A 20,761-nucleotide genomic window follows, 5' to 3' on the forward strand; every position below is an offset into this window, starting at 1 on the left:
AGTTTATGTCTGGTGGCCATAGCGAGGTGGTCCCACGCCTTCCCATCCCGAACAGGACCGTGAAACGCCTTAGCGCCGATGATAGTGTGGCATTCGCCATGTGAAAGTAGGACACCGCCAGACGCCCCATTGCGAAGCCCAGCTCACACGAGCTGGGCTTTATGCATTTGCGCCTCGGCGCCACAGCAAAGCCTCCCTATGGGAGGCTTTGTTGCGTTTGGGGCCCGTCGGGGCAGAAGAAGCAAAACGACATCGCCGTTTTGTTATTTTTTGGGCTTGGCTGCTGAGGGTTTCTCGGTCGGACTTTCCTGCTTTTTCACCTGTTTATCCGGAGCGATCTCGGTTAGCAACTGCTCCAGCAGTTTGCTGCGAGAGGCGATGTGATGGTCGAAGCGCCAGTCTTTCAGGAGATCAATGGCAACGTCGAAATAACGCATGTCGATATCGTAGAGCAGGCTCAGGTCGAAAGAGCGACCCATTTCCAATGCGGTCGCCAGTTCTTTGAGCACTTGCATTTGCTGCGGATCGTGCCCTTCTTCGATGAAACGGCGTATTTTCTTGGCGGCATTCATGGGGGAGGCTCCCTTGTTGGCAATGTGCCTATCTTAGCCAATGTCGTCGGGGCTGTAACTTGCATTGGCGCAAAGCCAGCCAGTCTTGCCGCTTTCCCCCCTCTACTGTGTTGTTCCTTTCTCGAATACCACCCAAAAGAACTATTTCGATTAGATCGTTTTTCCTTGTGCTTGCCCACGTCTGGCGAATGGGTTTTCCTGCGTACCAGCAGTATGGTGTGAGTATGGAGTTGGACTGGCCGGCCGCTTGGCCGCTGAGGGAGAAAACATGACATCCGCGGCATATAAGCAGTACTCGGTGCTGGCCGTCAGCACTTTTGCTTTCACCGTCTGTTTCATGGTTTGGATGATGATGGGCGTGGTGGGCATTCCAGTGAAGCAGCAACTGGGTCTGAACGAAACCGAGTTCGGGATTCTGGTGGCGATGCCGGTGTTGTCCGGCTCGCTGGTACGGGTGCCGTTGGGAATTTGGACCGATCGCTATGGCGGCCGCATTGTTTTGTTCTGTCTGATGCTGAGCACGGTGCTGCCGATTTATCTGATGGAGTACGCCTCCCAATATTGGCATTTCTTGCTGATTGGTTTGTTCATCGGTTTGGCTGGCGGCAGCTTCTCGGTGGGCACGCCTTATGTGGCGCGTTGGTTCGACGCGCGACATCAGGGGATGGCGATGGGTGTGTTCGGCGCGGGCAACTCCGGCGCGGCGGTGAACAAGTTCGTGGCGCCGGCCTTGATCGCGTTGGGCGGCTGGACGCTGGTGCCTCAGGTCTACGCCGGGGTGATGCTGGCCACGGCGCTGCTGTTTTGGTTTTGCAGCCATCACAACTCTGCGCATTTGAGTGGCGGCGGCCAGCGTTTCATCGATCAATTGCGGGTGATGCGCGACCCTAGGGTTTGGCGCTACTCGCAGTATTACTCGGTGGTGTTTGGCGGTTATGTGGGTCTGTCGTTGTGGCTGACCAAGTATTTTGTAGGCGAATACGGCTTTGATATGAAAACAGCCGCCTTTCTCGCCGCTTGTTTTTCCTTGCCTGGCGGCGTGCTGCGCGCGATCGGGGGCTGGATGTCGGACCGGTTCGGCGCGTATCGCACGACTTGGTGGGTGATGTGGGTGTTGTGGGTTTGCTTCTTCATTTTGTCCTATCCGCAAACTGAAATGGTGGTGGCCACCGTTAAGGGGCCGTGGAGCTTGCATATCGGTTTGAACTCCGTGCTGTTTACCTCGGTTTTGTTCATTGCCGGCGTGGCGATGGCGGTGGGCAAGGCGTCGGTGTTCAAGTTCATCGCTAACGATTTTCCCGACAACATCGGCGCGGTGTCCGGCGTGGTGGGGCTGGCTGGCGGCTTGGCCGGTTTCGTGTTGCCGATTTTGTTCGGCGCGCTGGTGGATCTGGCGGGAGTGCGCTCCAGCTGCTTCATGCTGCTGTACGGCACGGTCTGCGTCAGCTTGGTCTGGATGCATTACTCGTTCAAGCCGGTGGCGGAGGAACGTTTACGCCTGGCGGCAGCTAGTCGTTGAGTTCGAGTTGAATGGCGGCGCTGAAGCGATCCGCTTTTAAAAGATTGTCAAATAGCGCTGGTCTGGCCATGACTTGGGCCGGCGGGGAGGGTTGAGTCATGTCTTATGTCATCAAACGGTGGGAGCCGGAAAGCGTCGAGTTCTGGCAACAGGAAGGCCAGAGTATTGCGCGGCGCAATTTGTGGATTTCGATTCCGTGTCTCACGCTGGCTTTCGTTATTTCCGTATTGTGGAGCGTGGTGACTTTGAACCTGCCGAACGCGGGGTTCAACTACACCAAGGATCAACTGTTTTTGCTGACGGCCTTGCCCGCTCTGTCCGGTGCGACCTTGCGCATTTTTTACTCCTTCATGCCGTCCATTGTCGGCGGGCGCAAATGGACGACCTTGTCCACCGCCTCGCTGTTGATCCCTGCCTTGTGGCTGGGCTTTGCGGTGCAGGATCCCACGACGTCTTATCCGGTGATGCTGGCGATCGCCTTGCTGTGCGGGCTGGGCAGCGGCAATTTCGCCAGCTCCATGGCCAATATCGCTTACTTTTTCCCCAAGGCGCAGAAGGGCGCGGCCAACGGCTTGAACGCGGGCTTCGGCAACCTCGGCGTGTCCTTGGCCCAGTTCGTGATTCCGCTGGTGGTGACTGGCGGCATGTTCGGCGCCTTCGGCGGCGATGCGCAGCATTATGTCAAGGATGGGGTGGAAAAGAGCTTGTGGCTGCAGAACGCCGGCTTCGTCTGGGTGCCGTTCATTGTTTTGGCCACGGCGGCGGCCTGGTTCGGCATGAATGACTTGGCTGACGCCAAGGCTTCGTTCACCGAGCAGGCGGTGATTTTCCGCCGTAAGCATAATTGGTTGATGTGCTGGCTGTACATTGGCACTTTCGGCAGCTTCATCGGTTTTGCCGGCGCCTTTGCTCTGTTGACCAAGACCCAGTTTCCGGATGTGCCGGTGGCCAAGTTCGCTTTTATCGGCCCCTTGCTCGGCGCCCTGGTGCGCCCGATAGGCGGCGTGATTTCGGACAAGCTCGGCGGCGCGCGGGTGACCATGTGGGTGTTCGCGGTGATGGCCTTGGCGGTGGTGGGGGTGTTGCACTTCCTGCCGGCGCATGACGCGGCCGGGCAGTTGAGTGGCGGCAGCTTTGCCGGTTTCTTCGCCATGTTCCTCTTGCTGTTCACCATGGCCGGCGTGGGCAATGGTTCGACTTACCGGATGATTCCGACCATCTTCACTACCGGGCGGCTGCGCGCGGCGGCTGGCCGCGGCGAAGACGCGCGCAAGCAGGCCGAGGCGGACGGGGTTAAGGAATCGGCCGCGGCAGGCGGTTTCATCAGCGCCATTGGCGCTTACGGCGGCTATTTCATTCCGCAGAGCTTTGGCGCGTCCATGAAGGCGACTGGCGGCGCGGAGCCGGCACTGTTGTGCTTCATTGTTTTCTATATCAGCTGCATCGCCTTGTGCTGGTGGTTCTATGCGCGCAAGAACGCCGAAGTGAGTTGCTGACAAGCTAAAGCAGGAAGCAGAACCGGCGGGGCGTCAAGACGATGCCTCGCCGGTTTGTCGTTTATCGTATGCTTTGGGGGCGGGAACTTGGCCGGGCGGGATGCTCAGGGGAGTTTGACGATGTAGTTGGGGCCGCCTTCCCGCGCTTTCTGCAGGGCTTCGTTCAGCCGTTCCAGCATGGGCTTGGGGGTGTTTTCACTGCCGCGCAGGGCGCTCAGCCCGACGCAGGCCGCCGCTTTGCGTTCTTCTCCCTGATACACGAAACTCAACTGGCGCAGCGATTTGATGAGCCTGCGAGCCAGTTCGTTGGCTCCGCTTACGCCGGTGTTGGGCAGCAGAATGATGAAGGCGTCGTCTTCTCGCTGGGCAACGAGGTCGCTATCGCGCGTGCTTTGCAGGCATAGGCTTCCGGCGAGGCGCAGCAAGTGGCGATGAGCCGAGCCTTCGTCAAGCTCCGGCATCGGTTCCGGCACGTTCATCAAACTGAGGATCAAGCCGGAGACGGCGCCGCCGTAGCGACGTGCGCGGCCGGTTTCGGCGTGGGCGGCGGACAGCAGGCGGTGCATGCCGGCCACACCGGTCAGTTTGTCGTCGTCGGTTAGTTTTTCTTCCGCGCGCAGGCTTTTCATCAGGCTGATCGAGCGCTCCACCAAATTGCGCTCAAAATCCAGCAACTGGCTCATCACCTTGGTTTCCGTGCGGTCGCTGAAGCTGTAGATCAGCATGAGCGCGCCTTCCAGCTCCACCTCGCGCAGCGACATCTGCACCTCGAAGCACCGCCCGCCACTGGCTTGCAAGGTCAGCGAGCGGTTGTAGATCATGCTGGTGCGACGCAGTTCCCTGGCCAGCTGTTCTGCGTCGACGGGGTCCGGCAGGAATCGGGAAAAGGGTTGCCCAATCAGGTCGCCGTGCGGGGTGGCCAGCAGGATGGCCGCCAACTGATTGGCGCTGACGATCTGGCCATCGGCGGGCAGCGCAATGACCAGGGCGCCTTGTACGGTGTCGATCAGCGATTGAAAGGCTTGCAGTATCGCCATAGGGCTCTCCGTAAGTCGCGTGAGGCCGGCGAGTTCGCACCTGGGATGGCCAGGCGCGTAGCAGTGGGGCCGCTGTCTAAGAGCTGCTGACAAAACTCCGGACGTCGGGTTGCGTCGGCTCGCCGTCTTGTTTGCGCTGTCCGCGCCGGCGCGTCCCGCCTCGGGGTGAAACTGATATTCGTCAGCCGCTCTAAGTGTATTCCCTGAGTACAGATATTTCATGCTCAACTTGTTGGCTGGAGGCTGACTTGCTCATCTTTGCCGGGAAATGGCCGTACCTATCCGGGAAATAAGAATTAATTGCCTGCGTACGCTGGAAATTGTCATCAATCATGGTAAATTGGCGTTTGTACGCAAAATACACTAGCGAGAACCATAGCCCGTCGCCACCCCTGACGCGGCTTTTGGCCCGCCCACACGGCGATTTTCTCTCCCTTGCCCGGCTTGCCGGGTCCCTTCCGTTCGCTTCCGGGCTTCATGATCTGGCCTGGCGCGGGCCGCGCCTTGTCGGCGCAAAACAGCACCTTTGCCGCTGCGGCGATCGCGTTTGGGCGCGGGCGTCGATTTCGGCGATTCAAAAACAAATATTCGGACAAAGAAGCAGACTGCATTATGGCAAGATCACAATGGGGCTCGCGCCTCGGTTTCATCCTCGCCGCCGCCGGCTCGGCCATTGGGCTGGGGGCGATCTGGAAATTTCCCTATGTCGCCGCAACCAATGGCGGCGGCGCTTTCTTGTTTATTTACCTCGGTATCTGCCTGACGCTGGGTTTGGCGCTGATGTTGGCCGAAATGGCGCTGGGGCGCGCGTCCAAGGCCGGCGCCGTAGGCGCCTTCCGGCAGTTGGCCGGCGGCGGCTGGCCCATCATCGGCTATATGAGCGTCTTGGTGTGTTTCCTGATTCTGTCTTTCTATAGCGTGGTGGGCGGCTGGACAATCGCCTACATCGTCAAGGCGCTGGGGGGCGGCATTATGACGTCGGACGCCAAGACTCTGGGCGCCATCTTCAGCGGCTTCATCAGCGATCCGCTGGAGCCTATCGCCTATCACGCCGGTTTCGCCTTGTTGACAGTGTGGGTGGTGGCCGGCGGCGTGCAGAAGGGTATCGAAAACCTGTCGAAGTTTCTGATGCCGGCCTTGTTTGTGCTGATGTTGGTGTTGATCGCCCGCGGCCTGACGCTGCCCGGCGCTTGGGACGGCGTGAAGTATTTCGTGGCCCCGGACTTTTCCAAGGTCAGCAGCGCCATGCTGGTGGACGCCTTGGGGCTGGCGTTCTTTTCGCTGTCGCTGGGCCTGGGCATCATGATTACTTATGGCTCTTACGTCAGTAAGGACTCTAATCTGCTGGGGTCGGCCTTATGGGTGATAGCGCTGACGGTGGCCACTTGCTTCCTGGCCGGCCTGATGGTGCTGCCGGCGGTGTTCGCTTTTGGCTTCGACCCCTCGGCCGGTCCGGGCTTGACCTTCATCACCATGCCGGCGGTATTCGCCCACCTGCCGCTGGGGCAGCTGTTCGCGGTGATGTTCTTCTGCCTGCTGTTGCTGGCGGCGTTGACGTCTTCGGTGTCCTTGCTGGAGGTGGTGACCAGTTTCGCGATGGACGAATTTGGCCTCAAGCGCACGCAATCCGCCTGGGTGATGACGCTTGGCATCTTCCTGCTGGGCATCCCCGCTTCGCTGTCGCTGGGCGTGTGGAGCGAGTACCAATTGTTTGGCATGAGCTTTTTCGACTTTCTGGATTATCTGACCTCCAAGCTGCTGATGCCGGTGGGTGAACTGCTGCTGGCCTTGTTCGTCGGCTGGAAGGCTTGGCCGGTAGTGCGCCGAGAACTGAGCGGCGAAGGCGCTGGGCGCGGCATGCGTCTGATGCGCGGCTTCTGCATGGCGATGGCGCCGGCTTTGATCGGCTGGATCATGATCGCCAGCCTGCGCGCGGCTTGATCGTCGTCTCCTCGCAACCCGCCGTCTTCCACGGCGGGTTTTTCTTTGCGCGCGCTTGATCTATGCGCTCGCCATGTCAGTGTTATTGCCTTGCCCAGCCATTGCCTATAGTTAGAGCGGTTGGACCGCCGCGCAAGGGTATGCGCCCGGCGGTTTTTGATCCATGGCTTGCAAACAGGATACCCGATGCACTTCCGTCTGAAGCTGGTGCACAAGCTGGCCTTGCTGATCGCTCCGCTGGTGCTGCTCTTGTTGTGCGGCGCTTTGTGGTTTGCCTTTGCGCAATGGCGGACGGTCCAGGCTTTACAACGCGACCAGGCGCTGGTGGACGATGTACAGAAAGTGGGGGAGCTGATTCACGCGTTGCAGAGCGAGCGCGGCCTGAGCAACCGCTATCTTAACGAGCATAAGCCGATGCCGGCCGCCTTGCCGCGGCAAAAGGCGCTGGCCGATGCCCTGCTGGTCCGCTTGCGCCAGCAACCCGCCGAGGGACTGTCGCGCAAGGCGGGCTTGTTTCTCTCCCAGCAGTTGCCGGCGGTGGAGCTGCTTACTACTTTGCGCCGCGATGTGGCGCAGCGCCATATTTCGCCATTGCCGGCGTTTGAGCGTTACACCGAAGTCATCGAGCGGCTTTCCAAAGTCATCACGCTGTTCTACTCGCAAAGCGAGGACGTGCGCGCCTTGGTGCAACAGTGGTCCGCCTTGCATTGTCAGACGGAGTACACCGGCCGCGCGCGCGGCTTGATCGGCGGGGTGCTGGCGGTGGGTAGCTTCAATATCAACGAATTCCGTCTGGCAAGCGGCATGGTGTCGCAGGAGGCGCTATGCCGCAGTCTGTACCGGCAGAACGACGGCGACGAGCGCTTGCTGGCCCGGGCGCTGGACGTGAGCAGCGCGTACGAATCGCTGCGCGACGCGGTGTTGGCGCGCGGGCCGGGCGCGATGCAGAGCTTGTCGAGCGAGGAGTGGTTCGAGGTGGCCAGCCGGCGCATAGACGCGTTGCTGGAGGTCCAAAACGCGGTATTGGCGCGGATTCGAGACGCCTTGGCGGCACAGCAGTCCGCCGCGCGTTGGCAAAGCTGGCTGGTCTTGGCGGTGTTGGCCGGGGTGTTGCTGCCCATCGCCGCCGCATTGCTGCTGGCGCGCAGTATTCTGCGGACCTTGGGCGCAGAGCCGGACGAGGTGGCGCAGGGCATGCGTGAACTGGCCGGAGGTCAACTGGATTTCCGCCTGCGGCTGGCTTCGTCCGACGATGACAGCCTGGCCGCGCACATCCGCCAGATGGGGCGGAAACTGAGCGGGGTGATTCTGCAGGTGCAGCAGGACGCGGACGCGGTGGCCAACGCCTCGCTGCAATTGAACAGCGCATCGCAGGGCCTGTCCGACAGCGCTTGCCGAACCTCCTCCGACATCGAGCAGACCAGCCACTCGGTGGACGAGATTGCCGGGCAGATGTTCGCGATGGCTCGCGACGCCAGCCGCAGCGGCGACGTGGCCAGCGAGGCCGCGCGCCAGGCGGAGGAGGGCCGGCGGGTCGTCGGCGAAACCATAGAGGCGATGCATGTGATCGCCCAGCGTACCGACATCATCGACGACATCGCTTATCAGACTAATTTGCTGGCGCTCAACGCCGCCATCGAAGCTGCGCGCGCCGGCGAGCTGGGCAAGGGCTTCGCCGTGGTGGCCGATGAGGTGCGCAAGCTGGCGATGCGCAGCCAGACCGCGGCCAAGGAGATCGGCCAGGTGGCGGCGGGCAGCGTGCGGCTGGCGGAGGAGGCGGGCAAAAGCCTGAGCGCCATCGTAGAATCCAGCCAGCAAACCCGGCAACTGGTGCGGGACATTTCCAAGGAGGCCGTGGCTCAGGCGCAGCATGTGGGCAGCATCAATCAAGTGATGCAGGGACTGAGTCAGCTATCTCAGGGCAACGCCGCCGCCAGCGAGCAATTATCGGCGGCGGCGCAGGAAGTGTCGCAGCGCGCCGGCAGCTTGCGTCGGCAGATGGCCTATTTCCGACGGCCAACGGACGTTTAGCGTACTTCGCGCATATCGTCGCGCTGGACGCGCAGCCTCACTGGCGCGCCGTCGGCCAGCAAGTCCGCCGGATTGCGGTTCAGCCGGTCTACCTGCAGCAGCGCGCCGGCGCTTTCCACCTGATAGCGGACGATGTTCCCCAGCAGTTGGCGTTGCTTCACCACCGCCGGCAAGCTGTCTGTTTCCGCGCTGTCGCCGGGCAACAGTTGAATGGACTCCGGGCGGATTGCCAGATGGCCCTGGATTTCCAGGCCGAACAGCGCTCGGCTGTCGCCGACGGACAGCAGATTGTAATTGCCCATGAAGCGGGCGACGAACTCGGTGGCCGGCTGGGTGTAGATGGTTTCGGCTGCGCCCTCCTGTTCCACTTTTCCCTGGTTCATCACGAAGATGCGGTCGGACAGGGTCAGCGCTTCCTCTTGGTCGTGGGTCACGAAAATAGTGGTGAGCCCCAGCCGGCGCTGAATGTCGCGGATCTGTTCGCGCAGATTCTTGCGGATGCGAGCGTCCAGCGCCGACAGCGGTTCGTCCAACAGCAGAATGCGCGGTTCCACCACCAGCGCGCGCGCCAATGCCACCCGCTGGCGTTGGCCGCCGGAGAGCTGATGGGGATAATGGTTCTCCTTGCCGGACAGCTCTACCAGCGCCAGCGCCTCCGCTACCTTGCGGCGAATGTCGGCGGCGGCGCGCTTCTGCATCTTCAGGCCGAAGGCGATGTTCTCGCCTGCGCTCATATTGGGAAACAGCGCATAGCTTTGAAACACCATGCCGATGCCGCGTTTTTGCGGCGCGCAGGCCGTGATGTCCTCGCCTAGCAGGCGGATGGCGCCGCCGCTGGGCGTTTCGAAGCCGGCGATCATGCGCAGCACCGTGGTCTTGCCGCAGCCGGATGGGCCCAGGAAAGTGACGAACTCGCCGGCCTCCACCCTCATATTGAAGTCGTGCACCACCGTTTGCTGGCCGTAGCGCTTGTGCAGATGTTGGATGTCCAGGTATGCCATTGTGGGGTTCTTTCTTATTCCGAGGCCGTGGCCTCGCGCAGCGCGCGACGGTGACGGCCGGCCACCTGCAGCAGGCCCATGGCCGCCCAGGTGATCAAAAAGGCGATGATGGCCAGCGCCGCCGGCTCGTAAGCGCGGTTGGCGCCGATCAATTGCAGATAAGGGCCGAAGGCCGGCCGCGCCAGCAAGCTGGCCATGGTGAACTCGCCGATGACAATGGCGAAGGTCAGAAACGCGCCGGACAACAGCGCGGACTGAATATTGGGGAAGATTACCCGCAGCAGGATCACCCGCCAGCCGCCGCCCAGGCTTTGCGCCGCCTCGGCCAGCGACCGCACGTCGATGGCGGACAGGCCGGCGTCGATGGAGCGGTACAGATAGGGCAGGGCCAGCGTCACATAGCTGCAGACCAGCAATAGATCCGTGCCGCGCTCGCTGCCGGTCAAGGGCAGCCAGGCGTCGCTGCCGAACAGGCGCAGATAGCCGAAGACGATGACGATGGCCGGGATCACCAGCGGCAGCAGGGTGATGAATTCCACCAGCGGCCGCAGCCGCGGCAGCCGGAGCTGGATCCAGAACGCGGTGGGGGCCACCAACAGGATGCCGATGACGATGGTGAACAGGGCCATCAGCGCGGAATAGGCGAAGCTTTGCTGAAAACCCGGATCTTGCAGAACCAGCCTGTAGGCTTCCAGGCTGTAACCCTCGCGCAGCATCTTCAGGCTGAATTCGAAAGTGGCCAAGAGCGGCAGCAGGAAGTACAGGCTGCCGGCGACGACGGCGATCCAGGCGCCCAGCCGCGACGACGGCTTGTGGACAGGCTGGTGTTTCATATCCGGCTCCTTTCCGCGCGGCCGCGCAGCCAAATGTAGGCGGCGTTGGACAGGCCGGTGACCACGATCATGCCCAAGGCCAGCGCGTAGCCCAGATTCTGATCGTGCAGCACGTCGCCGCGGATTTGCGCGTATAGCAGGATGGTGACGATGTTGAGCGAACTGCCGGTCAGCGCGTAGGCGGTGGCTACTGCGCCGAAGGCGTTGGCGAACAGCAGCAGCGCCGCGCCCAGGATGCTGGGCCACAGTACTGGCAGCGCGATGCGGCTCCAGTAGGCGAAGGCGGAGCCGCCCAGGCTGTCGCAGGCTTCGCGCCATTCGGTTTTGAGGCCGTCGATGGCCGGGCTGACGATCAGCACCATCAGCGGAATCTGGAAGTACAGATACGTCAGGGTTAGGCCGCTAAAGCTGAGCACGCTGAAACCGCCGGCGTAGAGGTCGAAATCCAGGTAGCGGCGCAACAGTACCGTCACCAAGCCCATGCGGCCCAGCGTGGCCAGGAAGGCGAAGGCCAGGGGCACGCCGGCGAAGTTGGACGCCACGCCGGAGAAGGTGGCCAGCGTCGGACGAATCCAGCCCGGCAGCCGGCCGCGGATTGCGGCCAGGGCCAGCAACAGGCCGAAGGCCGCGCCCAAGAGCGCGGAGGCGGCGCTGATCTGCAAGCTGATCTTGTAGGCGTCGAGAATCGCCGGCTCGAACAGCCGGGCGATATTGTTCAGCGTGAAATGGCCGTCGGCGTCCTGGAAGGCGCCCAGCAGCAGTCGGGCGGTGGGCAGCAGCAGGAAGAGCAGCGCAAACAGGAAGAACGGCGCCACGCCCAGCCAGGACAGCGAGACGAAGCCGCCGCCGGCGCGGCGCGGCGACGCCGGGCCGGAGCGGGCGGCGAGTGAGTCTGAAGATGTGGACATGAGGGCGTGTTTCCAAAGAGAGCCCGCGCGCGGCAGAAGCGCCGCGCGCCAAGGGGATGAGGCCGGCTTACTTGACGTTGCTGCCCACCACGCCGTCCCACTGCTTGGTGATCACCGCCTTGTAAGCCTCCTGCTGTTCCAGCGTGGGGAACAGGGCTTTCTTATAGGCGGCGGCGTCCGGCATCCGGCTCAGCAAGTCCTGCGGGATTTTCTTGCGCGCGGCCAGATCGTTGAAGCGGGTGGGGTGGCAATAGCCCTTGAGCCAGGCCAGTTGGCCTTCGTCGGAGAACAGGTATTCCTGCCACAGCTTGGCGGCGTTGGGGTGCGGCGCGTAAGCGCTGATGCCCTGGGCGTAAACGCCGGCCACCACGCTGCTTTTGGGCACCACCACCTCCACCTTGGGGTTGCCTTTCAAGGTATCGCGGTCGGCCAGCGCGTTGTAGTCCCAGCGGATCACGATGGGGGTGCTTCCCTGGGCCAGCGAAGCCGCTTTGCCGATCACCGGCACGAAATTGCCGCTCTTGTTCAACTGCGCGAAGAATTTGAGGCCGGCGTCGGCGGCCTTGGCCACATTGCCCTTGGACTGGGACAGGCCGGCGGCGAACACGCCCTGGATTGCCTGGTTGGCAGCGCGCGGGTCGCCGGCCAGCGCCACCGCGTTCTTGTACTCCGGCTTCAGCAGGTCGCTCCAGTCGGTCGGCGTCTTGCTTACCAGATCCTTGTTCACCTCGAAGGCCAGCACGCCGTAGTAATCGCCGTACCAATAGCCGTCCTTGTCCTTGACGCTGTCCGGAATGGTTTTCCAGTTGGAGACTTTGTACGGCTGCAACAGGCCGGCGGCCTTGGCTTGCGGGCCGAAGGACAGGCCCACGTCGATCACGTCCGGCGCCTGCGGGCCCTTATTGCTCTTGTTGGCTTTGATCGCCTCCAGCTCGTCGGCGGAGCCGGCGTCCGGATTGAGCTCGTTCACTTTGATGCCGTACTTGGCTTTGAAGCCGGCGATTACGCCGCCGTAGCCGCACCAGTCATGGGGCAGGGCGATCACGTTCAGCTCGCCTTCCTTCTTGGCGGCCTGGATCAGCGCGTTCAGGTTATCGGCGAAAGCGGTGTTGGCCAGCAGGGTCAGAGCGCCCAGCACGGCGCAGCGCAACGGTTTGTTCATGGCATCCATCCCTTTGGACTAGGTCAAATAAAAGCGATGCTGATGGTATTCCGCGGAGATGACATTCCGGTTTACGCTGCATGGCAATTTGATTGCGGATTGGTGACGAATCGGCGCAGGGGCGCCGGAGGCGCTTGCGCCGGTTAATTTCCTTGTCATTTTTTCTTGGTAAAAAGCCGGCGGAGACCTGATCGTTGGACTAGTCCTGATGCCTGAACCGAAACCGCTTTCCCAGGCCGCGCGCATCCGCGCCGCCTTGTTGCAGCAAATCGAGGGCGGCTTGTTGCGGCCCGGCGGCCGCCTGCCGTCGGAGCGCGCGCTGGCCGAGCTGTTCGCCACCACCCGCATCACCCTGAAGGAGGCGCTGGCCGTGTTGGAGGCCGAAGGGCGGGTGTATCGCGAAGAAAGGCGCGGCTGGTTCGTCGCCTTTCCGCGGCTGGAGTACGCGCCGCTCTACGGCAACCATTTCCAGCGCATGGCCGACGCGCAACAACGGACGGCGGAAACTCGGCTTTTAAGCGTGGAGACCGTGCTGGCTTCGCCCGAGCTGTGCCGGGCGTTGGAGGTGCCGCCCTTGAGCTCTTTATGGAAAATCTGTCGTCAGCGCAGCCTGGACGGGCGCGTGGCGCTATACGTGGAGCACTTTCTGCGGCCGGAGCGTTTTCCGGACATTCAGGGCCAGGATCTGAGTCAATCGTTGACCGGGCTGTATCGTCGTCGTTACGGCATTGAATACGCGGCCGCGGCTTTCGACATCCTGCCGGCGGCGGCTCAGGGGAGCGTGGCCCAGGCGCTGATGCTGGCCGAGGGCGGCCCCATTTTGCTGGTTCGCCGTGTCAATCGAGACGCCGCCGGCGCCACTCTGGATTGCGATTACGAGTATTGGCGGCATGACGCAGTGCGTCTGCGCGTGGACAGTCCTGCCGCGGCAGCGGCGAATTGAGCTACCATCGCGGCATTGGACACTGTTTGCAGGAGACCGCATGAGCCGCGTTTTAGTGTTGTACACCGGTGGCACTATAGGCATGACCGAAACCCCGGACGGCCTGGCGCCGTCGCCGGGCCTGTTGCCCGGCCTGTTGGAGCGCTTTCGCCGTCCCGGTCTGGATTTCGACGTGGTCGAATTCGACGAGTTGATCGATTCCTCCGCCATCGAGCCGCGCCACTGGAACCGCATCATCGCCGCGCTGGCCGAGCGTTACGGCGACTACGACGGCTTCGTCGTCATCCACGGCACCGACACCATGGCCTATACCGCAAGCGTGCTGGCTTTCGCCCTGCGCGGCCTGGCCAAGCCCGTGGTGTTGACCGGCGCGCAACTGCCGTTGCTGCATCCTCGCTCCGACGGCTGGAACAATGTCGCCGACGCGTTGGAAGCGGCCCGCCAGCCTGAGCTGCATGAGGTCGCCATCGCCTTTGATCGCCTGCTGCTGCGCGGCAGCCGGGCGCGCAAGCTGGACGTTGAGCATTTTGCCGGCTTCGGCTCGCCCAATGCGGAGCCGCTGGCCCGCTTCGCCATCCATCCGCATTGGAACAAGGCCGCCTGGTTGCCGGGGCTGGGAGAGTTTCAGCCGAAGGCGCTGCGCGAAGATCTGAGTATCGCCTGCCTGTTCCTCAGCCCGGGCCAGGGGGCTGCGCTGGCTGGCCGCCTGATGGCGGACCCTGCCTTGGACGCCGCGGTGCTGATGAGCTACGGCAGCGGCAACGCGCCGGCAGATCCGGCGCTATTGAATGGCGTGAAGGCTTTGACCGCGCGGGGCGGCGCGGTGCTCAACATCACGCAGGCGCCGAGGGGGGCGGTGGAAGTGGGCGCTTATGCCGCCAGCCAGCCGCTGGCGCGCGCCGGCGCGGTGGCCGGGGCGGACCTGACGCCGGAAGCAGCGCTGGCCAAGTTGTACGTGCTGCTGTCCGCCGGCCTCAGCGGACAGCAACTGGTGGCGCAATTGGCTAAACCCTTGCGCGGCGAGATGAGCGCGCATTAAGAAGCTGTTTACGATTTGCTCGCGTAGTGAAACGTGGCACGGTGAGTACAGCACTCGAAATGCTCATGTACCGTATGACCACTCTGCTTTCTCAGCCGTTTTCGCCTTGTCTCGCCTTAGCTCGCGAGATCGTGAATAGACTCTAAGACACTGCGTGCTACCCAGGCTGCTCATTTTTTGAGCGGCCTTTTTTTGTGCCGTTTTTTCAGGACTTTGTCGCGCTTGTCCACAGCTCGCCCACATGGCTTTACACCTTGGGTGTGGGCAAGCGGCGGTGACGATCGGCAGCGGCCTGCCATGGCCGGGGGTGGTGTTTTATTATGTCTATGGCATCAAATGGCGCGCTATTTTGCCTAAAAAATAAGCTGCCGAAAATGTGCTTGGAGGAACAAGGACTTGATAGCCTTATCCACAATTGTCCCACATGACTTTTCACGCTGGATGTGGGTAATCCAGTGAAGCGCCTGTTTTTTAATCAAGTCAAGCAAATCCATTTCACGGCAAGGGCTTAGCTTCCTTGTCCACAGTTGGCGCACAGGACTGTCCCCTTCGCTTGTTGAGAACCGCTGCCCGGCTGTTGATAGCGCGGCAAGCGGCGTATAATTGACCGCTTTTCCGTATTTTGAAAGCAGTGGGATGTCCAAGGGCGCGACGCGGCCGTTGAAGATCGCCATCGTAGGGCCGGAGTCCTGCGGCAAGACCACGCTGGCGCGCGCGCTGGCGGCGGCGCTGAACGCGGCGGGCATTGCCGCCGCCTGGGTGCCGGAATACGCGCGCGACTACTTTGCCACGCGGTCGTACCGTTCCACGCCGGAGATTATTGAGGAAGTGGCGCGCGGACAGTTGGCGGCGGAACAGTCGTTGGCCGCCGACGTCCAAGTCTTGTTGTGCGACACCACCGCATTGAATTGCAAGATCTGGAGCGAGGTGGCGCATGGGCGCTGCAGTCCCGGCTTGTTGGAGCTGTGCCGGCCCAGCGATTACGCCTTGACTCTGCTGGCCGAGCCGGACATTCCCTGGGAGCCGGATCCGCTGCGCAGCCACCCGACTCAGCGGGACTGGTTGTTCGGGCTCTACCGGCAGGCGCTGCAAGACGCGGGGATTGACGCGACGAGGGTGAGCGGCGCGCACGAACGGCGCATGGCTCAGGCGCGGGCCGCGCTGGCCGCGATCTGGCCTGGCGAATTGCCTAAATTTTGATCGGCAAGAATAAAGCGCTGGAAATTCAGCAAATTGCCGCAATTATCCACAACAGGCCCACAAGCTTGTCCTGCCATGGCGTGGATAGTTGTTGGCGATAGATTAAAAAATAAGCGACAGTAAAAAGGCGTGAAAAATGAAGGCGCTGCGGTTCTTGTCCACAGCTCGCTCACAGCCCTGTCCCAATCGAGTGTGCAAAAATGAATGAAACCTTTGAATTGAGCGGCGAATACATCGCCTTGTGCGACTTGCTGAAAATCTGCAATGTTTGCGATTCCGGCGGCGCCGCCAAACATTTCATCGCCGAAGGCAATGTGCGAGTGGACGGTCAGGTGGAACTGCGCAAGACCTGCAAGATCCGCTCGGGTCAGCAGGTTAGCGGCGACGGCTTTTCCATCCGCGTCGCGGCGCCATGAACGACGACGACTTCGACCCGCCGCCGGAAGCGCCCGAGCCCCCGCCGGATGACGCTTGCTGCGGCAGCGGCTGCGACCCGTGCATCTGGGACAGCTATAACGCGCTGATGACGGAATACCGCGCCAAACAGGCCGCCTGGGAACTGCGCGAAGCCGCGCGCCAGACCGCCGCCAACGGACAATGAGCATGGCCAGCATCGATCTGCATTTCCATTCCCACGCCTCCGACGGCGCCTTGCCGCCGGAGCAGGTGATTGCGCGCGCCGCCGAGCGCGAAGCCACGTTAGTGGCGCTGACCGACCACGACTGCACCCACGGCCTGGCCGCGGCGCGGGCCGAGGCGGCGCGGCAGGGCCTGGCTTTCCTCAACGGCGTCGAGGTCTCGGTCACTTGGGGCAAGCACACCGTGCACATCGTCGGCCTGGGCATCGATCCGGAACAGACGACGCTGGCCGCCGGCCTGCAATCCATCCGCGACGGCCGCGTCAACCGCGCGCGGCAGATGTCGGACGAACTGATCAAGGTGGGCATACAAGGCGCGTTCGACGGCGCGATGGCGCTGTGCGACAACCCGGAAATGATAGGCCGCACCCACTTCGCCCGCTTCCTAGTCAATAGCGGGCAGGTCAAGGACGTGCGTACCGTGTTCCGCAAATTCCTGACCCCGGGCAAGCCCGGCTACGTGGCGCACGAATGGGCCAGCCTGGAGGACGCGGTGGGCTGGATCCGCGCCGGCGGCGGCGAGGCGGTGATCGCCCATCCCGGCCGCTACGATATGGGCCGCACCTTGATAGAGCGGCTGATCAACGACTTCAAACTGGCCGGCGGCCGCGGCATCGAAGTGGCCAGCGGCAGCCATAGCCTGGACGATATGCACAAGTTCGCCTTGCTGGCGGACCGCCATGAGCTGTACTCCAGCGCCGGCAGCGATTTCCACGCGCCTGGCGAGGGCGGCCGCGACGTCGGCCGCACCGACGACCTGCCGCCGATCTGCAAGCCCATCTGGAACGCGCTGGCCGCACGCATCATCCACCCGGAGACCGCCGCATGAGCCTGAGTGCCAGCGCTTATCTCGCCACCAGCCTGGACGGCTTCATCGCGCGCGCCGACGGCGCGTTGGACTGGTTGGAGCAAGTAGCCTGTGACGGCGAGGACTATGGCTACGCCGACTTCATGGCGACGGTGGACGTGCTGCTGATGGGCAGCGCCACCTTCCGCAAAGTGCTGTCGTTTCCCGAGTGGCCCTATGCCGGGCTGCGCGTTGTCGTGGCCAGCCGCAGCCTGCGGCCACCCGATGTGCCGGCCGCGCTGCGTTCACAAGTGGAATTAAGCGCAGCCGAACTTCCACGCCTGCTGACGGAACTGCGGGCTTCCGGTGCGCGCCACGTCTATGTGGACGGCGGCCGGCTGGTGTCGGCCTTCCTGCGCGCCGGCCTGCTGGACCAGCTGATTCTCAACCGGGTGCCGGTGCTGCTCGGCGCCGGCATTCCGCTGTTCAGCGGGCTGGACGACGACATCCGGCTGCAACACCAGAGCACGCGGGCTTACGCCAGCGGCCTGCTGCAAAGCAGCTATTCGATCAATCGCGCGGCGGACGCCGCCGAGCAGCCCTGAGGCAAACGCGCCATGGCACAGTTTTTCATGATTCACCCGGACAACCCGCAAGCGCGGCTGGTGCGCGAAGCGGTGAAGATCCTGCGCGAGGGCGGGGTGGTGGTCTATCCCACCGACTCCTGTTACGCGCTGGGCTGCATGCTGGGCGACAAGCCGGCGATGGAACGCATCCTGGACATTCGCCAGCTGGACCTGCGCCATCATCTGACCCTGGTCTGCCACAATCTGTCCGAACTGGCCAACTACGCCAAGGTGGACAACAGCCAGTTCCGCATGCTGAAAGCCGCCACTCCCGGCAGCTATACCTTCATTCTGCAAGCCACCCGCGAAGTGCCGCGCCGGACCCTGCACCCTAAGCGCTCCACCATCGGGCTGCGGGTGCCGGACCACAAAGTGGCGCTGGCCTTGCTGGAAGAACTGGGCGAGCCGATTTTGTCCTGTACCCTGATGCTGCCCGGCGACGAGGAACCGCTGACCGATCCGTATGAAATCCGTGAGCGGCTGGAGCACGCGGTGGACGCGGTGATAGACGGCGGCTGGTGCGGCACCGACCCCACCACCGTGATCGACATGACCGAGGGCGTGGAGTTGTTGCGCCGCGGCAAGGGCGATCCGGCGCCTTTTGGTCTATAAGCACCATCTTTGCCTCACGACATTGTTTTCAACCCACAAGAGACATCATGGGCGATATTAACCTGATCCAGAAAATCACTATTTACGCACTGCCGGTGTTGTTCGCCATCACCCTGCACGAGGCCGCCCACGCCTACGCCGCGCGCCGTTTCGGCGACAGCACCGCCTATATGATGGGACGGATGACGCTGAACCCGCTCAAGCATATCGACCCGATCGGCACCGTGCTGCTGCCCTTGCTGTCGGTGACGCTGGGCGGCTTCATCTTCGGTTGGGCCAAACCGGTGCCGGTCAATTTCGGCGCCTTGCGCAAGCCGCGCGAGCACGGCCGGCTGGTGGCCGCCGCCGGGCCGGCCTCCAATCTGCTGATGACCTTGCTGTGGGTGCTGCTGCTCAAGCTGGCCATAGGCATGGACACCAGCTACAGCGAACCGCTGGCGCTGATGAGCCAGGCCGGCATCGGCATCAATATCTCGCTGATGTTGCTCAATTTGCTGCCCATCCTGCCGCTAGACGGCGGCCGCATCGTGGAAAGCTTTCTGCCGCCGGGCATGGCTTGGAAGTATTCCAAGCTGGAGCCTTACGGCATGTGGGTGCTGCTGGCCTTGATCGCCACCGGCCTGCTAACCACCATTTTGCGGCCGTTCTACGGTCTGATGTACGGGCTGGTGCGCGCCTTGATTTAAAACGCCCGGCTCACCCCAATCCTGACGCGCCGGAATTCGTTTCCGGCGCTGTCGCGCTTATTACCTGAAACGGAATTCACATATGTTCGCCAACCGCATTCTTTCCGGCATGCGCCCCACCGGCAACCTGCACCTTGGTCATTACCACGGCGTGATCAAGAACTGGGTGCAGCTGCAAAGCACTCACGACTGCTACTTTATGGTGGCGGACTGGCACGCGCTGACGACCAATTACGATGACGTCTCCATCATCGGCAAGAGCGTGTGGGACATGGTGATAGATTGGTTGGCCGCGGGAGTGGACCCGGAGCAGGCCACCGTTTTCATCCAGTCCAAAGTGCCGCAGCACGCGGAACTGCATCTGGCGCTGTCCATGGTGACCCCGCTGTCCTGGCTGGAGCGGGTGCCCACCTACAAGGACCAGATCGAAAAACTGTCCACCAAGGACTTGGGCACCTACGGCTTCCTCGGCTACCCGCTGCTGCAAGCCGCCGACATCCTGATCTACAAGGCCGGCCTGGTGCCGGTGGGCGAAGATCAGGTGCCGCACATCGAACTGACCCGTGAAGTGGCGCGCCGCTTCAACAATCTGTTTGGCCGCGAACCCAACTTCGAAGAACTGGCCCGCGCCGCGGTGAAGAAGATAGGCAAGGCCGGCAAGGAGTTCGACCGCCTGCGCACCGCCTATCTGCAAGACGGCAACGCCGAAGCGCTGGCCGGCGCGCGCGAGATCCTGGCCGCCAGCCAGAACCTGGGCGCGGCGGACCGCGAGCGCCTGTTCGGCTGGCTGGAGAACAAGGGCAAGAGCATTCTGGCCGAATGTGAGGCGATGCTGACCGAGGCGTCCAAGATGCCGGGCCTGGACGGCCAGAAGATGTCCAAGTCCTACGGCAACACCATCACCATGCGCGAAGACCCGGCCACCGTCACCAAAAAAGTGCGGGGGATGCCGACCGACCCGGCGCGCGTGCGCCGCACCGATCCAGGCAGCCCGGACAAATGCCCGGTATGGCAGCTGCATCAGGTGTACAGCGACGCAGACACCCGCGAATGGGTAAAGCAGGGCTGTACCAGCGCCGGCATCGGTTGCCTGGACTGCAAGCAACCGGTGATAGACGGCGTACTCCGCGAACAGCAGCCGATGTTTGAACGCGCCGAGCAGTATCTGAGCAATCCCAATCTGGTCAAGGAAGTGGTGGCCGCGGGCAACGCCAAGGCCGAGCAAGTGGCGCGCGCCACCATGCAGGACGTCAAGGAAGCGATGGGGCTGGGCTACTAAGCGCCTTTGTCTGGATGGATACGAAACGCCCGGCTTTGCCGGGCGTTTTTCTTGGCATGGCGGAGGCCGGCGGCGCGGACCGCGCCGTCTTGACTTATCCATCCGACTCGCCAACAATCCCCGCGTGCCGTCGCAATCTCGGCACAAGGGGTTTAGCAGCCCTTCTTGCATCTTGGCAGACCAAGCGACTTCGTCGTGGCTTGGTTTGTGTCGGCGCACGCATAGATGGCAGGCGCTGGTGGGGAGCCCCTCGTGGGCTGCCGGTTCCAAGATGCCGGTCTGCTAACCCTGTCAGGTGCCTGCCGCTCCCGTTTAGCAGCGGGAAGCAGGCTTAACCCATCTCGGAGGTGTAAGTCATGATTGATTCGAATCGCGTTCCGCGAACCTTGTTTTCCCTTGACCCTGACAGGCTGAAAGCCGGCTACCGCCGCGCCTAAGCGCTGACTCCTGG

General features: G+C 62.5%; 21 protein-coding genes and 1 rRNA gene. 15 read left to right on the forward strand and 7 right to left on the reverse strand.

Going from position 1 to position 20,761, the window contains the following annotated elements; all coding sequences use genetic code 11:
• The first annotated feature begins 8 nt into the window (after positions 1-8).
• A 5S ribosomal RNA gene (gene rrf / locus B0T39_RS14385) occupies positions 9-123 on the forward strand.
• A gap of 140 nt (positions 124-263) precedes the next feature.
• Here the strand turns inward: rrf and B0T39_RS14390 are convergent.
• The gene (locus B0T39_RS14390; protein ID WP_081547763.1) at positions 264-572 is read right to left on the reverse strand and encodes a hypothetical protein; all 309 of its coding nucleotides are present in this window, start codon (positions 570-572) and stop codon (positions 264-266) included.
• Positions 573-840: 268 nt separating this feature from the next.
• On the opposite strand from B0T39_RS14390, the gene B0T39_RS14395 reads away from it, so the two are divergent.
• Complete coding sequence (locus B0T39_RS14395; RefSeq protein ID WP_081547765.1) at positions 841-2,091, forward strand: MFS transporter; 1,251 nt, start codon at positions 841-843, stop codon at positions 2,089-2,091.
• A 98-nt stretch (positions 2,092-2,189) separates the two neighbouring features.
• Positions 2,190-3,587: a NarK family nitrate/nitrite MFS transporter gene (locus tag B0T39_RS14400; RefSeq protein ID WP_081547767.1), complete on the forward strand. Its 1,398-nt coding sequence runs from the start codon at positions 2,190-2,192 to the stop codon at positions 3,585-3,587.
• Positions 3,588-3,691: 104 nt separating this feature from the next.
• Here B0T39_RS14400 and B0T39_RS14405 read toward each other — a convergent pair whose 3' ends face one another.
• Positions 3,692-4,624: a PAS domain-containing protein gene (locus tag B0T39_RS14405; protein ID WP_166452577.1), complete on the reverse strand. Its 933-nt coding sequence runs from the start codon at positions 4,622-4,624 to the stop codon at positions 3,692-3,694.
• Between the two features lie 612 nt (positions 4,625-5,236).
• Here B0T39_RS14405 and B0T39_RS14410 point away from each other — a divergent pair.
• Positions 5,237-6,565, forward strand: coding sequence for a sodium-dependent transporter (locus B0T39_RS14410; RefSeq protein ID WP_081547921.1), 1,329 nt, complete (start codon positions 5,237-5,239; stop codon positions 6,563-6,565).
• Positions 6,566-6,751: 186 nt separating this feature from the next.
• Entirely contained in the window at positions 6,752-8,596 is a 1,845-nt protein-coding gene (locus tag B0T39_RS14415; protein WP_081547771.1) for a methyl-accepting chemotaxis protein, read from the forward strand.
• Here B0T39_RS14415 and B0T39_RS14420 read toward each other — a convergent pair.
• The 4 genes from B0T39_RS14420 to B0T39_RS14435 all read right to left on the reverse strand — a co-directional run bounded on the left by B0T39_RS14420 (position 8,593) and on the right by B0T39_RS14435 (position 12,500).
• Complete coding sequence (locus tag B0T39_RS14420; protein ID WP_081547773.1) at positions 8,593-9,597, reverse strand: ABC transporter ATP-binding protein; 1,005 nt, start codon at positions 9,595-9,597, stop codon at positions 8,593-8,595. The genes B0T39_RS14415 and B0T39_RS14420 overlap by 4 nt on opposite strands.
• A 14-nt stretch (positions 9,598-9,611) precedes the next feature.
• The gene (locus B0T39_RS14425; RefSeq protein WP_081547775.1) at positions 9,612-10,430 is read right to left on the reverse strand and encodes an ABC transporter permease; all 819 of its coding nucleotides are present in this window, start codon (positions 10,428-10,430) and stop codon (positions 9,612-9,614) included.
• A complete protein-coding gene (locus B0T39_RS14430) occupies positions 10,427-11,338 on the reverse strand; it encodes an ABC transporter permease (RefSeq protein ID WP_081547777.1) in 912 nt (303 codons plus the stop codon). Before B0T39_RS14430 ends, B0T39_RS14425 begins: the two co-directional genes overlap by 4 nt.
• A 67-nt stretch (positions 11,339-11,405) precedes the next feature.
• Positions 11,406-12,500 carry an ABC transporter substrate-binding protein gene (locus B0T39_RS14435; RefSeq protein ID WP_081547923.1) on the reverse strand — a complete coding sequence of 365 codons (1,095 nt, stop codon included), beginning with the start codon at positions 12,498-12,500 and terminating at the stop codon, positions 11,406-11,408.
• 208 nt (positions 12,501-12,708) lie between these two features.
• On the opposite strand from B0T39_RS14435, the gene B0T39_RS14440 reads away from it, so the two are divergent.
• Together B0T39_RS14440 and B0T39_RS14445 are read left to right on the forward strand one after the other, a co-directional pair.
• Entirely contained in the window at positions 12,709-13,443 is a 735-nt protein-coding gene (locus B0T39_RS14440; RefSeq protein WP_081547779.1) for a UTRA domain-containing protein, read from the forward strand.
• Positions 13,444-13,483: 40 nt separating this feature from the next.
• Complete coding sequence (locus B0T39_RS14445) at positions 13,484-14,482, forward strand: asparaginase (RefSeq protein ID WP_081547781.1); 999 nt, start codon at positions 13,484-13,486, stop codon at positions 14,480-14,482.
• A gap of 353 nt (positions 14,483-14,835) precedes the next feature.
• Here the strand turns inward: B0T39_RS14445 and B0T39_RS25115 are convergent, their stop codons facing one another.
• Positions 14,836-15,156 (reverse strand): hypothetical protein, encoded by a 321-nt coding sequence (locus B0T39_RS25115; protein WP_141111233.1) that lies wholly within the window; start codon positions 15,154-15,156, stop codon positions 14,836-14,838.
• On the opposite strand from B0T39_RS25115, the gene B0T39_RS14450 reads away from it, so the two are divergent.
• The 8 genes from B0T39_RS14450 to B0T39_RS14485 all read left to right on the forward strand — a co-directional run bounded on the left by B0T39_RS14450 (position 15,143) and on the right by B0T39_RS14485 (position 20,310).
• On the forward strand, positions 15,143-15,682 hold the full coding sequence (locus B0T39_RS14450) for an AAA family ATPase (protein ID WP_254894562.1): 540 nt from the start codon (positions 15,143-15,145) through the stop codon (positions 15,680-15,682). The two genes, B0T39_RS25115 and B0T39_RS14450, sit on opposite strands and share 14 nt — an antisense overlap.
• Before the next feature lie 200 nt (positions 15,683-15,882).
• The gene (locus B0T39_RS14455) at positions 15,883-16,098 is read left to right on the forward strand and encodes an RNA-binding S4 domain-containing protein (protein ID WP_081547785.1); all 216 of its coding nucleotides are present in this window, start codon (positions 15,883-15,885) and stop codon (positions 16,096-16,098) included.
• The gene (locus B0T39_RS14460) at positions 16,095-16,283 is read left to right on the forward strand and encodes an oxidoreductase-like domain-containing protein (protein ID WP_081547787.1); all 189 of its coding nucleotides are present in this window, start codon (positions 16,095-16,097) and stop codon (positions 16,281-16,283) included. The genes B0T39_RS14455 and B0T39_RS14460 overlap by 4 nt, the downstream gene beginning before the upstream one ends.
• 2 nt (positions 16,284-16,285) lie before the next feature.
• Positions 16,286-17,149 carry a 3',5'-nucleoside bisphosphate phosphatase gene (locus B0T39_RS14465; RefSeq protein ID WP_081547789.1) on the forward strand — a complete coding sequence of 288 codons (864 nt, stop codon included), beginning with the start codon at positions 16,286-16,288 and terminating at the stop codon, positions 17,147-17,149.
• Positions 17,146-17,712 carry a dihydrofolate reductase family protein gene (locus tag B0T39_RS14470; protein WP_081547791.1) on the forward strand — a complete coding sequence of 189 codons (567 nt, stop codon included), beginning with the start codon at positions 17,146-17,148 and terminating at the stop codon, positions 17,710-17,712. Before B0T39_RS14465 ends, B0T39_RS14470 begins: the two co-directional genes overlap by 4 nt.
• Positions 17,713-17,724: 12 nt before the next feature.
• On the forward strand, positions 17,725-18,345 hold the full coding sequence (locus B0T39_RS14475) for an L-threonylcarbamoyladenylate synthase (protein WP_048410477.1): 621 nt from the start codon (positions 17,725-17,727) through the stop codon (positions 18,343-18,345).
• A gap of 47 nt (positions 18,346-18,392) precedes the next feature.
• The gene (locus B0T39_RS14480) at positions 18,393-19,031 is read left to right on the forward strand and encodes a site-2 protease family protein (RefSeq protein ID WP_081547793.1); all 639 of its coding nucleotides are present in this window, start codon (positions 18,393-18,395) and stop codon (positions 19,029-19,031) included.
• Between the two features lie 82 nt (positions 19,032-19,113).
• Positions 19,114-20,310 (forward strand): tryptophan--tRNA ligase, encoded by a 1,197-nt coding sequence (locus tag B0T39_RS14485; RefSeq protein ID WP_081547795.1) that lies wholly within the window; start codon positions 19,114-19,116, stop codon positions 20,308-20,310.
• The last annotated feature ends 451 nt before the right edge of the window (positions 20,311-20,761 follow it).

Origin of the sequence: Chromobacterium haemolyticum, assembly GCF_002081825.1 — a bacterium.
Taxonomy (GTDB): domain Bacteria; phylum Pseudomonadota; class Gammaproteobacteria; order Burkholderiales; family Chromobacteriaceae; genus Chromobacterium; species Chromobacterium fluminis.